Annotated in this window: 13 protein-coding genes; 2 read left to right on the top strand and 11 right to left on the bottom strand. The window is 35.2% G+C overall.

Going from position 1 to position 14,019, the window contains the following annotated elements; translation table 11 throughout:
- Window position 1: 1 nt before the first annotated feature.
- From fusA to FJ213_00785, 6 genes are all read right to left on the bottom strand, one after another.
- Window positions 2-2,086, bottom strand: a complete 2,085-nt coding sequence (gene fusA / locus FJ213_00810; GenBank protein ID MBM4174705.1) for an elongation factor G — start codon at window positions 2,084-2,086, stop codon at window positions 2-4.
- 35 nt (window positions 2,087-2,121) lie between these two features.
- On the bottom strand, window positions 2,122-2,514 hold the full coding sequence (locus tag FJ213_00805; GenBank protein ID MBM4174704.1) for a DUF948 domain-containing protein: 393 nt from the start codon (window positions 2,512-2,514) through the stop codon (window positions 2,122-2,124).
- Window positions 2,515-2,532: 18 nt separating this feature from the next.
- Window positions 2,533-2,949 (bottom strand): gas vesicle protein, encoded by a 417-nt coding sequence (locus tag FJ213_00800; GenBank protein MBM4174703.1) that lies wholly within the window; start codon window positions 2,947-2,949, stop codon window positions 2,533-2,535.
- A gap of 123 nt (window positions 2,950-3,072) precedes the next feature.
- Window positions 3,073-4,032 carry a flippase-like domain-containing protein gene (locus FJ213_00795; GenBank protein MBM4174702.1) on the bottom strand — a complete coding sequence of 320 codons (960 nt, stop codon included), beginning with the start codon at window positions 4,030-4,032 and terminating at the stop codon, window positions 3,073-3,075.
- Between the two features lie 9 nt (window positions 4,033-4,041).
- A complete protein-coding gene (maf, locus tag FJ213_00790) occupies window positions 4,042-4,632 on the bottom strand; it encodes a septum formation protein Maf (protein ID MBM4174701.1) in 591 nt (196 codons plus the stop codon).
- Between the two features lie 59 nt (window positions 4,633-4,691).
- Window positions 4,692-5,087 carry a hypothetical protein gene (locus FJ213_00785; protein ID MBM4174700.1) on the bottom strand — a complete coding sequence of 132 codons (396 nt, stop codon included), beginning with the start codon at window positions 5,085-5,087 and terminating at the stop codon, window positions 4,692-4,694.
- A 147-nt stretch (window positions 5,088-5,234) separates the two neighbouring features.
- Between FJ213_00785 and FJ213_00780 the strand changes: the two genes are divergently transcribed.
- A complete protein-coding gene (locus tag FJ213_00780) occupies window positions 5,235-6,416 on the top strand; it encodes a multidrug efflux MFS transporter (GenBank protein ID MBM4174699.1) in 1,182 nt (393 codons plus the stop codon).
- Here FJ213_00780 and FJ213_00775 read toward each other — a convergent pair.
- From FJ213_00775 to FJ213_00755, 5 genes are read right to left on the bottom strand one after another with little or no spacing between them, the layout of a single operon-like run.
- Window positions 6,400-8,112 carry a hypothetical protein gene (locus FJ213_00775; GenBank protein ID MBM4174698.1) on the bottom strand — a complete coding sequence of 571 codons (1,713 nt, stop codon included), beginning with the start codon at window positions 8,110-8,112 and terminating at the stop codon, window positions 6,400-6,402. The two genes, FJ213_00780 and FJ213_00775, sit on opposite strands and share 17 nt — an antisense overlap.
- Window positions 8,112-8,555, bottom strand: a complete 444-nt coding sequence (locus FJ213_00770) for an ATP-binding protein (GenBank protein ID MBM4174697.1) — start codon at window positions 8,553-8,555, stop codon at window positions 8,112-8,114. The genes FJ213_00775 and FJ213_00770 overlap by 1 nt, the downstream gene beginning before the upstream one ends.
- Window positions 8,556-8,564: 9 nt before the next feature.
- Complete coding sequence (locus FJ213_00765) at window positions 8,565-8,915, bottom strand: STAS domain-containing protein (protein MBM4174696.1); 351 nt, start codon at window positions 8,913-8,915, stop codon at window positions 8,565-8,567.
- On the bottom strand, window positions 8,912-11,005 hold the full coding sequence (locus tag FJ213_00760; GenBank protein ID MBM4174695.1) for a hypothetical protein: 2,094 nt from the start codon (window positions 11,003-11,005) through the stop codon (window positions 8,912-8,914). The genes FJ213_00765 and FJ213_00760 overlap by 4 nt, the downstream gene beginning before the upstream one ends.
- The gene (locus tag FJ213_00755; GenBank protein ID MBM4174694.1) at window positions 10,984-12,333 is read right to left on the bottom strand and encodes an MATE family efflux transporter; all 1,350 of its coding nucleotides are present in this window, start codon (window positions 12,331-12,333) and stop codon (window positions 10,984-10,986) included. The genes FJ213_00760 and FJ213_00755 overlap by 22 nt, the downstream gene beginning before the upstream one ends.
- A 216-nt stretch (window positions 12,334-12,549) precedes the next feature.
- On the opposite strand from FJ213_00755, the gene FJ213_00750 reads away from it, so the two are divergent.
- Window positions 12,550-14,007: a T9SS type A sorting domain-containing protein gene (locus FJ213_00750; GenBank protein MBM4174693.1), complete on the top strand. Its 1,458-nt coding sequence runs from the start codon at window positions 12,550-12,552 to the stop codon at window positions 14,005-14,007.
- Window positions 14,008-14,019 lie beyond the last annotated feature (12 nt).

Here is a 14,019-nt window from a genome sequence, read left to right as displayed (position 1 = left end):
ATCAGGCTTCTTCTTTCTCCTTCTCGGCAGCGGCAATTATTTTTGCTTCTATCTCTTTAGGAACTTCTTCGTAATGAGAAAGAGACATTTCATATAATCCTCTACCTTGAGTCATACTTCGCAATTGAGTAGAGTATTTAAATAACTCTCCAAGCGGTACTAAAGCACGGATAATCTGATATTTCCCACCTGTATCCATTCCTAGAATTTTTCCTCGTCGACTTGAAATATCCCCCATTACGTCTCCCATGTATTCTTCAGGAATAGTAATTTTTACTTCTTCAATCGGTTCGAGCAGACACGGCTTTGCGTCTAAAAATCCTTTTTTGAATGCTTGTGCCGCAGCAATCTTAAATGAAATTTCATCTGAATCGACTGTATGGTAAGTACCATCGAATAAGGTCACTTTTACATCAACTACTTTATATCCAGCCAAAACACCTTTTTCCAAAATATCATTCAGACCTTTTTCGACAGCGGGTATAAATCGTCCTGGAACAACACCGCCAACAATTGCATCCTCAAATTCGAATCCTTCGCCCCTCTTGCGCGGTTCAAGCTTTAAATGAACATGACCATATTGTCCTCTTCCACCGGATTGTTTTTTGTGCTTATACTCTGAATCAGAACACTTGCCCTTAATTGTTTCGCGGTAGGGTATTTTAGGTTCGATCAAGTCAACTTCAACTCCAAATTTATCTTTTAATTTTTTTGCAGCTAAATTAAGGTGCAGTTCCCCCTGTCCACTGATTATTGTCTGAGATAATTCCGGATCAAAATGCATTTTAAATGTCGGATCTTCCTCATGTAAAGTATGAAATCCATTTGCAATTTTATCTTCATCACCTTGAGCTCTTGGTTTTACAGCAAACTGAATTATTGGATTTGGGAAGGCAATCTCTTTAAACTTGATACCTAAAGATTTTGATACAAGAGTATTATTAGTATGTGTGTCTTTCAGCCTCACAACAGCACCAAGATCGCCTGCAAAAAGATGAGGGACTTCTTTTCTATGTTTCCCGTTAAGAATGTATATCTGGCTGGTTCGCTCAAATTTATTTGTGTTAGGATTAGATAAATCTAAACCGTGCTGAATAGTGCCGCTGTAAACTTTAAAGAAAGAAAGTTCGCCAATAGCAGATTCAGAAAGAGTCTTGAAGACAAACATTGCGGGTTCTTTTTCTTCATTAATTGGTAAATCTAATTCACTGCCATTCTTCAGAGCTTTAATTACATTTCTCTCTGCAGGCGAAGGAAGGTATTCTACCGCAAAGTCCATAAATCCAGCCAAATTTACATTGGCTGTTGCACCTATTGGAACGACTGGTACTAAATTACCATTCAAGATTCCTTTTTGAATACCTTGTTTAATTTCTTCATCAGTAAGACTTCCGTTCTCAAAATATTTATTCATGAGATCTTCGTTTGTCTCAGCCACTTTTTCTACAAGTTCATTTCGGAGGTTATCAGCCTCTGCCTTCTGATCACTAGGAATATCTTCCAATTTATACTTGCCATTTCCATTCCGCTCATAAACAAGCATTTTCATTTTGAGCAGATCGATAACTGAATTAAAATTAATTCCTTGGTTTACTGGAATTTGAACAGCGACAGCGTCATGAGTTAAATCGTTCTTAATTTGATTGAAAACTTCAGAAAAATTTGCCCTTTCGTTGTCGCATTTATTGATAATACAACACTTTGGGATCGATTCATCATTTGCGAATTTCCAAACGATCTCACTCCCAACTTCAATTCCTTCTACAGCTTTTAAAACTAACACTGCTGTGTCTGCCACACTCAAACCACACTTTACTTCACCGATAAAATCTGCATAACCTGGTGTATCAATAATGTTGATTTTAGTATTCTGCCAGTCGCAATGCATCATTGCAGCACTTATTGAAATTTGTCTTTCAACTTCGTCGGGTCTAAAATCTGAGGTAGTATTTCCATCTTCGACTTTGCCTAATCGGGTGATTTCTCCAGAAGTGAAAAGAATTGATTCTGTTATCGATGTTTTGCCTGAGCCACCGTGACCAATGAGCGTAATATTCCTAATGTTTTTAGATTTGTACTCTTTCAAAAATATCCTCCGTTAAATAAATTGGATGTGAGACTTTATTTTCTATCAATGAGTGTTTGCCAAAAAACCTTGATACCTTTTGTAATTGCACTTCTCGTGGAGATGAATTCATCAATCGGATCTTCAATCGCTGACCTTACTTTGTTCTTGATTCTTTCAACATCATCAAATGTTTCTTTTACTAAGCCAACAGCATCTTTCACAGTATTAACCTGCTCTTCAATCGTGCCTGAAATATTGTTGAACCTTGAAGTTAACCCTTCAAGATTCTCCAAGACAGGCGACGCTTTCTGAGAAATTTTATCAACGTCTGATTCAATTGCTTTTACCGAACTTACAACTTGGCGAAGTAGATAAGTGAGATAAATTATAAAGAAAATCAGCGCTACAAAAAGTACAGCTTGCAAAATAGAAAGTAGTAATTCCACACTAACTAAATTTTTTAATTATGATTCTTTTTCTGATTTATAGGCATCAACACCAGCTTGAAAAGCCGTCTTGATACGTGATCCTTCTTTGCTGGCAGACGTTTTTGCTTGATCAATCCTATCGGAAGCTTTGGTTTTTGCATCGGCTAAAACTTTTTCTGCCTCACTCAATAAATTATGAGCTTTTTCTTTTGCATCATGAATTAAAGTTTCTGATCTTTTCTTTCCATCATTATAAAGCTGAGAGACTTTCTCTTTCGCTTCGGTGTAATACTCATCAAGGTCGTCTTTTATATCGTCAGCCTTAGATTTGATGTCTTGACGCAATTCTTTACCACTTTTTGGAGCAAATAGAAGCGCAATAATTCCACCGACAACACTTCCAGCCAAAAAGCCAACTATTAATCCTTTTGCTATTCCTTTATCAGAAGCCATGATTTACTCCTTTTTTGTTTCAAATTAGTAAAAAATGAGCTTATTTTCAAGGTAATCAGAATCAGCTGGAAAAATGTAGTTCGAATTGATTTTAGCCCTTCACCTTTAATGGTAAAATACATTTTATTGATCGTCGATTTCAAAAACTTTTTTGTGTACAACTTTTCTTTGGAAGTAAATCAGACCAAAAATACCAATGAAAACTGCAAACCACAAAGTTGCAATTCTAATTAAAAAAGTCGAAACGAAAGCAATATTTAAAGGAATTTCAGTTCGGACGAGCAGAATTGTAAGACTTCCCTCTGTCGGTCCAATCCCGCCCGGAAGCAGTGAGAGTCCCCCTACTATTGACGAAAATGAATAGATGAAAGTAGACCAGAAAAAAGTTGCCGGCGTATTAAAAGCATGAAGTATAATATAAAGCCCAAATGCTTCCAACATCCAAGCAATGGAGGCAAGAATCAGCATCGATAATAATGGGAACGGCCTTAATAGTTTATAAGAATGATCATATGCAACAATAATTTTTTCGCTTATTGAATGAAGAATTTTTACTTTTCCAATTGAATGTAGTATCGGCAAAGCAGCTTTCGGCCAACTTAGGAGTACTAATATTGCCCCAAATACGATCAGAGTGATTAACACAATTGCTCTTCCGAAATCAAAATACCAAGCACCAATCATTGCAACAATCAGCAATGCAACAAAATCACTAAGACGTTCAACTAAAATGATAGGACCAGATTTATGGATGTTAGTTCCATTGTACTCTTTTATTAAATAAGATTTCAGCAACTCTCCCATCTTACCTGGGGTAATTGACATGACAAGACCTCCGATAAAAATCGCAAAACTTATTTTTCGCGGCAGTTCAATTTTCAAAATATTCAAATAATAATGCCAGCGTTCAAAACGGAGATAATAATTTGCAAACGAGAGTAGAAGAATGAGAGGAAACCAAAGAAAATTGAACATCCCAAAGGCTTCAATTAGATTATCAAAATCCACATAGAGAGAAAAAGCAAGGTAAACAACTGCAGCGATTACAATTCCGATTATTATTTTCTTCTGCAAATTTTTCAAATTATTTTATCACTTTATTGTTTCTTGAAGCATTTGATAAGTTTTTGTTAATGGAAGTCCCATTATATTGTAGTAACAACCGTTCACATTTTCAACAAAGACTGCACCAAAATCTTCTTGAATTCCATACGAACCTGCTTTATCCATACAGGTTCCTCCTTCAACATATTCCTCGATTTCAGATAGCTGCAATTTTCGAAATGTAACTTTTGTTATTTCATGATCTCTGAGTATTTTTTTCTTGATTTGATTGTTGAGGGTAATTGCCGTAATAACCTTATGTGTTTTCCCGCTCAATGACTTCAACATTTTAGAAGCTTCTACTTTATCTTTCGGCTTATTCAAGATTTTATTCCCAAGCACGACAATTGTATCCGCAGAGAGAATTATTTTATTTGTGAATTTTGAACTCACAATTTCATTTTTTTCTTTAGCGATACGTTGGGCAAACTTTAATGGAGTTTCATTCTTTATAGGAGTTTCATCAACATCCGGAGAGACGGATTCAAATTTCAAACCGATGACTGATAAAAGATGTTTTCTTCTTGGTGAATTTGATGCAAGTACGAGTGGTAATTTTGAAAGTTCTAATAAACTCATTTTAAAATTAATGGTGCAAAATTACGGATTGAAGGATTATTAAAAAAGAGAAAAGAATTTTATCTAAACATTGCCTTAATGCTTCCCCAAGTTCTCTTAACACTTGACACACTATGAATGATTGTAATTTCATTCGAATATGCATAAGAGCCGTCTGTATCAAGTATTTTTATTCTGTAATAATAAACAGATGAGGAGCTTTTAAAGGCAGTTTCATCAGTGAATGTATAAAGTGAATTGCTTCCTTTAGGTGAAATAGTTCCTATTGTAATATAATCCCCGACTGCAGATTTTCGTTCGACTGTGAATTCTTTGAGTGAAGCCTCTTCTCGAGTTTTCCATTCAAGAACTACACGTTCACTTTCGCTCTTTCCTCGAAAATATTCGAGGAAAGTTCCGGCAAAGAGAACAGAGATGAACGATATGAATATCGTAATGTATAGAAACCGTTTCATACTTAGCAAATATAAAGGCAATTCAAGTTAATGTCAATATTCTGGAAAAAAAAGTTACATTCTGCCAATCATTGAATAAATTATTGGTATTATTGTAAAGAAAATTGAAGAATAATGAATCAATCGTTAATGAAAGCTGAATGATTAGTGTCCTGGCGTCGTAATCTATTTGTAATGTGGATATGTCAATTTATCGCTATGCTTGGAATGAGCTTAGTAATACCATTTCTTCCGCTTTTCGTCCGCGAACTTGGTATCACTGATGTGAATGAGACTGCTAAATGGAGCGGTTTTGTTTTCTCGGGACCATTTGTACTTTCATTTTTTCTTGTTCCTTTTTGGGGATATTTAGGTGATAAGTACGGCAGAAAACTGATGGTTATCCGGGCAATTTTTGGATTAGCGTTAGCTCAACTGTTCATTGGATTTTCTCAAAATGTCTATCAATTATTAGCAGCAAGACTCGTTCAAGGTGCAATAAGTGGATTCCTACCGGCATCATTAGCTTTGATTTCGACAACCACACCAAAAGAGAAAACCGGTTATGCCCTCGGAATTTTACAGACTGCAACTTCCGCAGGCACTGTTCTTGGACCTTTCTTCGGTGGGACACTTGCAGATACAATTGGTATCCGACCGATATTTTATCTCGTCGCAGGAATTTGTTCCCTAAGCGGTTTACTTGTCATTTCCCTTGTCCGTGAAAACAAAATTCAAGAGGACACACAGAAAAAATTTTCTGTCAGGCACAATCTAAATTATATTTTTCAATTCAAACAATTGAAAATACTTTTACTCTTAATTGTTATCGCTCAGACAGGAGTCGGATTTATTCAGCCACTGTTTGCTCTATATGTTGAAACACTTAATATTGACAAAAATTATCTCGCTACGACTGCAGGAGTTTTATATGGAATTATGGGAATTTTTACAGTAATAGCGGCTCCATTTTGGGGTAAACTAAGTGAGAAGTTCCAACCAAGAAAACTTCTCATGACAGCAGCGATTATTGGTTCAATTTGTTATGCATCACACTTTTTTCTTCACAATCCAATTCCAGTAATAATTGTCAGAGCATTTCTTGGTTTTGCACTCGGAGGAATATTACCAATCATTTACACACTTGTAAGTCACAACACACCCCTTGATCGGCGTGGTGGAATTTTGGGATTCGCAAGCAGTTCACAAATTCTTGGAAATCTATTGGGACCAACATTGAGTGGACTGTTTGCACTTCAATATGGTGTTCGGCTTGGATTTATAATTTCCGGTGGAATATTTTTTTTGGTAGGATTGATAAGCTTGAGAAATGTTAAAGAAGAGTCTTAACAATAAGAAGAGTTATATCATCACTCTGTTCGACGTTTGAGGAAAACTTACTTATATCATTCGTAATTTTATCAATTACGGTCTTCGCATTAGATTTAGCATTTTTAATAATCTTTGCTCTAAGTCTTTCATCAGAATATTCTTCCTCCGAAGAATTTTTTGCCTCAGTTACTCCATCTGTGAACAGGCAAACTAAATCATCTGTTTCAAGCTGAATAATTTCACAGTTGTAATCTTTGATTGATTTCATTACTCCGAGTATCATTCCGCCTTTATCGAGCTCTATGATCTTTCTATCCCTAATTAATAACGGCGGATTATGCCCTGCATTCACATATTTGAATGTTCTCAATTCTTCATTCAATATTCCCCAGAAAAAAGTTATAAATTTTCCAGGTGTAAGATTTTCCACAAGCAGATCATTTACTTGGGAAGTTAAACTACAAAGGTCAAATTCGATTTTGGTTAGCGATTTCACAAACGCCTGTAAGTTAGCCATTAGAAGCGAAGCTCCGACCCCTTTACCCGATACATCAGCGATGAGAATCAGAATCTCTTTTTCACTTAATCGAAATACATCGTAGTAATCTCCTCCTACCTGTCTTGAGGAAATATTTATCGCAGAAATATCAAAAACATTCGATTGAGGTAAAATTCTTGGAAAAAGGTTTTGCTGAATTTCTTTTCCGATCGCAAGGTCTTCCTCCATTTTTTGTTTTTCGATTGCTTTCTTAAAGAGTCGTGCATTCTCAAGCGAAACCATTGCAACACTTCCTAGCGACTCAAGGAACTCCATGTCATTCTCTGAATAGTCTTCCCGGGATGATTTTCGTCCTAGTAATATTAAACCTATCGTCTCGTTTTTTATTTGCATTGGAACAACCAGCTCAAGCTCCAGTTTTGTCAAAGAATTGGAAATCTCATCTCTAAATTCGCTGGTTTTAGTTGAAGTTATAATATTGTATTTGTCCAAGCTTAGACTTAAATCCCTCAAATCATCTTTTGGAAAATTAGAATCCAATAATCGCATTTCTTCATGTTCTTTGTAAAGAAACGCAAAACGTTTAACCACCAAGTTTCCCATGATTGTATAACTCAGCAGCTTGCATACACTTTTTACGTCGAGCAGTAGACTGAATTCTTTACTCATCTCGAACAATGCTCTGATCTGAGTAATTTTTGAATTTAATTCTTGATTAACAATTTTCAGTTCAGATATAAACTTTGAATTTTCAATTGCAGGCGCGGAGATATTCAATATTGCTCTTAGTAGGATTACATCTTCATCAGTAAACTTACCATTGTTTAATTTCTTCCCCAAAAAAAGTATCCCCAATTCTTGCTTGGATGAATGAATCAGTTCAATAATCTCAAATGAATATTTCGATTTAAAGTTCGAAACCTCTTTCAGGAGGGAAATATTTGATTTATCAATTTTTTGAGGAATAATTATTTCAAGATCATTTTTATCAATTATACATCCCTTCGATGCTTTCAGTACAAGCTGATTTTTAGAAAACAAAAAAATAGCAGCTTTACTAACTAAGAATTTGGCAAGACAAGTAAATAAAATATTATTTAAAACGAATTCCGGAATTCGGCTTGAATTTATTTGTGAACCAAATTCGAGAATTGTTGATAGGTTGGCTGAAGTAGTACGAAAGTCGTATTGGTTTTCAGATTTTTGCGAATCCATTAACAGCACGAAGTTTTTGAGAGTACTTTAACCAATGTAACTTCGTTCTGAACACCTGGAATTATCTTAAAATCCACCTCATCCATTAAGGATCTTATTAAGTGTAACCCTAATCCCCCCACCTTGTGTTTTTTATAAAATTCTTTAATATCAGGAATTGGAACCTTTGAAGGATCGAAGGACTGTCCGTAGTCAATTATTTTAATATTTAGTTCGGAGTCATAAAAATTCACTTGAATCTTAATGTCGTTATCTGGAGAGAGTTTGTACGCATGTTTAATTATATTCGTGCAAGCTTCATCTACTGCGAGTATTATTTTATCCCTTTCTTCCTCGGATATTTCGCATTGTAGCAGAATATTAGTTATAAAGCTTCGGATTTTACCTAAATTATTTGTAGTACTTTTAAACTTTGCTTCTCTATGTAGTTTTTCTGTTTTCAATTTGGTGAATTACTGATTTTCGTATTTCTTGATGGCATCAGTTTCATTTGAATAAATTTCATAAAGCAATGGAAAACCAAGCAGATCAAAGATGTTGAAAATTTTCTTTGACATTGAGGTTAATTTAATATCTCCTGAATTGGATCTTACCTGATCAATGAAAGCCATGAAGACTCCCAATCCTGCACTGCTGATATAATCAAGAGTTGAAAAATTAACAATAATTTTGTACTTGCCCTCATTAATTAAACCAGCGAATGCTTCTTCGAGCACCGGAGCTGTATGTGCATCGAGATAGCCGGTAATGTCTAAGACATTTACATTCGAGATTTCTCTCGAATTTATTTTGAACTCGGTCATTTCGTCTCTCCCTTGTTTCCGACGTACTTAATTATCACCAATGTTATATCATCGTGCTGATGATTGTTTTTTGAGAAAACGGTTATCTCCTTCATTACACGTCTCGAGATTTCATCAGCATTGCAATCAGTACTCTCCCTCAGAATCTTTTCAAAACGTGTATAACCGAACTCTTCCTGATACTCATTTCTCGCTTCAGTTATACCATCAGTGAATAGTACTAATATATCATTTTCTTGTAAATAAATTTCTGTCTCAGATAAATTTTGCGAAAATATTTCTGTAGCATTCAATCCCAATCCGATACCAGTTGGGCGTATGTATTGAACTTGTCTCTCTCTCATTAATATAATGGGACAATGCCCGCCACGTGCCAACATTACTTTCGATTTTTCCAAGTCGAATAAACAATATGCAGAGCTGACAAAAGTCTTGGAATCTAAACTCCGTTCTAAAACTTCATTTGCTTTAAGTAAAATCTCTTTCGGACTTATAAGAATTTTCGAAAGTGATTCAAAAATTCCTTTCACTTCCGCCATATAAAAGGCAGCTGATACACCTTTGCCGCTAACGTCAGCAATCACAACTCCCAATTTATTTTTATCGACTTCAAAAAAGTCAAAATAATCGCCGCCGACTTCAAATGCTGGAATGAACACAGATGAAATATCTAGATTTCTGATCATAGGTGTTTTATGAGGCAAAATCCTATTTTGGACTTCTCTTGCCAGATCAAGCTCTTTTTCAAGTCTCTCCTTTTCAATGGACTCGATCAGCAAACGGGAGTTTTCAATTGCGATTGCAGAATATTCTGCAAATGATTTGATTGCATTTATATCATCCTCATCGAAATCAATCTGACCGCTTTTACCAGCAAATAAATATCCATTTACTTCGCCATGAATTTTTAGTGGTGCATAAGCAACGACGAGATTCCCCAAGTCCGAAACTTCACTCATTGAATCATCTTTTAATTCACTCACTCGGAGGTACCCAAATTGATTTCCACCACTGGAATTCAATTCTTGTGCAATCGAATTAGTTATGTTATTTGCGCTAATGTGTTTTATATTTTTCACTGATACAGCAGAAAATTTCTTTTCGTTTTTGTTAAATATGCTCAACCAGGCAGAATCTGAGTTACAAACTTTGATGGTTGTTGTCGTAACAGTTTCCGCTAATTCTGAAAAATCAAAAACCTGGGTAAGTAATTTAGTTAAGTCTTGGAGTGAGGTAACTTCCTGGGCTTTTCTCTCGAATGCTTCCGAGGTCGGAAGATGAAATAGTGAAGTAAAAAGAAGCACAGTGCTGTATATTATTAAATATATAAAAATTATTGAAATCCCTTTTGCAAGCGTCGGTGAGAAAATGAAAATAATTCTCCCAATTGTGTAATTGAGTTGAAACTGCTCGGTATTAAATCCAAAAAGAATAAGCACTCCAATGGAAAGAAGCATGATTATAAACTTTTCCTTCTTGGTTATAAATGCAATCCAAGATATTCGTATTGAGTTCCATCCGATAAATATGTATGCTACGGAAGAAAATGTGTAATTGATAAACTTGATCTCATTCATATCGTGAAATACATTCGAAAATGCAGCAAGAGCAATGAATATCATCATAGTTCGATGATACAACCGTAGATTTTTTTTCTGTTTCAAAAAGAAAAGATAAGTTAAAATAGAAATTAAATAAGCAGAGCCGATGAGAACAATGATCGAATAAAAAGAAGAAAGTATCAGAACAAATACATTTCCCTCCCTTAAAACATCTCGAATACTTGAAAAAATGTTTTCAAAGAGACTAAACGATAATGCCGATAAAAAAAGTAGGACGGCTCCGACAACGATTATGTTTATTATTAAACTTAATGGTTGTGTTTTCTTATTGCGAAGCAAATCGTAAAAGTATGAGGTTAACAGGAAGAAAAAGGATATCAACACCAAGTCAAACACAATCACAAAGATTAACGATTCGTTTGAGTTAAGAATAATTTTAAACAGAATCAGTATTGCCGCTAAAATGGCTAGTGAGTTAATTTTTGAAAGCCGAGTTAAGAAAAAATTCATACTTTTTTTAACATCCATTTACCTGAAGCATATTTAATAAGCAGAAGCAGCAAATAAGAAATGATATAAATGGGAAGACTGAACCATGTTGCAACAAAACCAAAATCAAAGACAACTCCAAATAAATATACAAGCGGGATGAAAATTATCCAATTGGTTATCACTTCAGATAACATTACATAAAGCGTTAATCCAGCAGTTTGGATTATATTCGCTAACACAATCGCAGCACCGTAAAATATCTGAGCAAATCCAGCAATTCTTAAAGGTGTAATAGCTGCCTGCACAATTGTTTCATCGGTGGTTATTATTCTCAGAATAAATTCTGGAAACACAATGAAAATAAATGCAATGAATAAAGTAAAAATCGTTACTAGTTTTAAAGTTTCATTCCCAAGTTTTTTGGCATTCTCGAATTCTTTCAAGCCAAGTTTATTACCCACTAGAGTCTGAGCTGCAATTCCAAATCCGAAACAAGGCAGAAGCGAAATAAATATTGATGAAATAACGGTCTGAGTTGCAGCTTGTTCGAGTGTCCCAATCAAACCGATTATTGCAATGAAACTTAAAAATCCAACTAGAATAAAAATATTCTGGAAAGAAACCGGCAGAGATAATTTTATTATTTGAGTCATTGCTTTTAAATCGAAATTAAAGGAACCAGGATTTTTGTATTTTTTTCGATAATAATGCAAAAATGTTACATACAAATAAAAAAAGAAGTCGACAACTGTTGCAATTGCTGAAGCAAGAGCTGCGCCCGTTAAACCAAGTTTAGGCGCACCCAAATTTCCATAAATAAAAACCCAATTAAAGAAAATGTTTACAATATTTAGAATGATTCCAGAAATCATAAAAATTTTCGTATGTCCGATCCCAAAAAAGAATCCACGATATGATACGATCATTAAAAAAAATGGTAGGGAAAGAAATCTGATCGATATGTACTCGCCAGAAAGTTTTTCAACAATTGGATCAGCAGAAATTAAAAATGTAAATGACGAAGCACCGAAGAAAATTATTGTTCCAAATACAACTCCAATAAGGAAAGAAAGTATTAGTGAAGTATTTAAAATCTTTCGGCACTCGAGAAAATCCCCTTCCCCTTCACGCCTCGCAACTAAAACATGAGTGCCCGTACTCAGACTTGAAAAAAAACTTGTAACTGCCCAGGTAGCTAGTACTCCAATACCCATAGCAGCAAGACTGTATTTTGCGTTTTCGAGTCTGCCAACCATTGCAGTATCAACTATCGCAACGATTATGTGGCTCGACAATCCCGCAATTGCCGGCAATGCAATGGAAAGGACTTGCCGAGAGTAATTTTTGATCAACAGAATTGTCATTTAATCAGTTGTCAAGTTATGCATTCAATAAAAAAAATACAATAACGATTGGTTGAGCTTTTTTCGGGCTAAACTGAATCTTTAATTCTCTAAAACATTTGTCGATTAATATTGATTTTTAACGCCAAAAGTTTAACTTTAGGTTTAGAAATGGATAAATATCCGACCGGTACATAATGCAAATAAATATAAAATAAAAACTAACTCAGGAGAGCTATGAAGAAAATTACGTTTTTTTTAATTCTTTTTTTGGGGATCGTTAACTTCACTAATGCACAAATGATAGATTCACTCTGGTACTGTGCTTATGCAACTTGGGACGATCAACCAAATTCAACGGGATATAACACTCCCAGCGTCGGAGTTTTTTCCGAAAATAATTTCGTTGCACTTGTAAATAGACCAACTAATAACACCGCCTACCTGGTTGCATATAAAAATGCAGATTCAGCAAATGGACGCATTGGAAGGTACCCTTATGGTACAAGTGGTGTAGGCGGGTATAGACAGCAATGGATCAGTGGATTCGACGTTGTTGATATGCTAAAACCTTGGGATATCGCTGTTGGAAGTGATAGTCTTGTTTACGTGGCGAACAATGATACCGTTGATAGAAATATTTTGGTATTTGCCGTTCGGACTGACAGCGTATACTCAACCGAGTGGAGAATGTCCACTGGGGATAACAAACCAATATTTGGAATCGATGTCGATCAAGCTGGCTTAGTTTATGTCACAAAAGAAGGGGATTCCACAAATGCTGGAAAGGTTCTGGTTTACAACTCTATTAATAATGACGTCAATTGGGGATTCTTGCATTCATCAACTCCACTTCAGACAATAACATTGCCTGAACCAGGTTATATTAGAGGTGTAGCAGTGAATAAAGCGGGAACGTTGATTTATGTTTCAAATTACACTACAAGAAAAATTTATTGTTATACTGGAAGCCCTGCCACTGGGTATACAAAATATACTGGATTTAATTTCACTTATAATGATACTGTACCTAATTCTCCAACTTCAAGACCTGGTCCAATGGGTATGAAGATAATGCCAACAAAGAATTTACTATTTGTCGCGTGTGATGTCCTTCTTGGTGGAAGTGCAGCTTATTCATACGGCAGAGCTTATGTATTAAATCCTAATACTGGAGAAAGACTTGGAATGATCGATATGGCTGATTGGAATTACAAGAAAACAGGCTCTTACAGTAATCGAGGTGATGGTGGTAAACAAGGCGACGTTTCTGGTTATACTTCAGTTTATAATGTAGATGTTGATAATTCATTTAACCTGTATTCTGTTTCTCATTATGGGTGGACAGTTGACAAATGGAAATACAATGGTACTTTACCCACAGTTCCAATCGTAATTCTTAGCGTTGAAAAAACTGATAAAATTCCAACTTCATTTGAATTGCATCAGAACTATCCTAATCCATTCAACCCGCAGACTACAATTGAATTCTCTGTGATCGAAAAATCTAATGTTAGCTTGATAGTTTACAATTCTCTTGGAGAACTCGTTACTGAACTTATCGGCGGTGCCGAATTTGAGAAAGGAAATTATAAAGTAACGTTTGATGCATCTAAATTAGCATCAGGAACTTATATCTATTCGCTAAAAAATGCAAAACAAACTTTGAACAAAAAAATGTCTCTAATTAAATAACTAAATCATAAA

It is taken from the genome of Ignavibacteria bacterium, from assembly GCA_016873845.1.
GTDB lineage: Bacteria > Bacteroidota > Ignavibacteria > Ch128b > Ch128b > JAHJVF01.
This window is presented reverse-complemented; position numbering and strand designations above follow the sequence as displayed.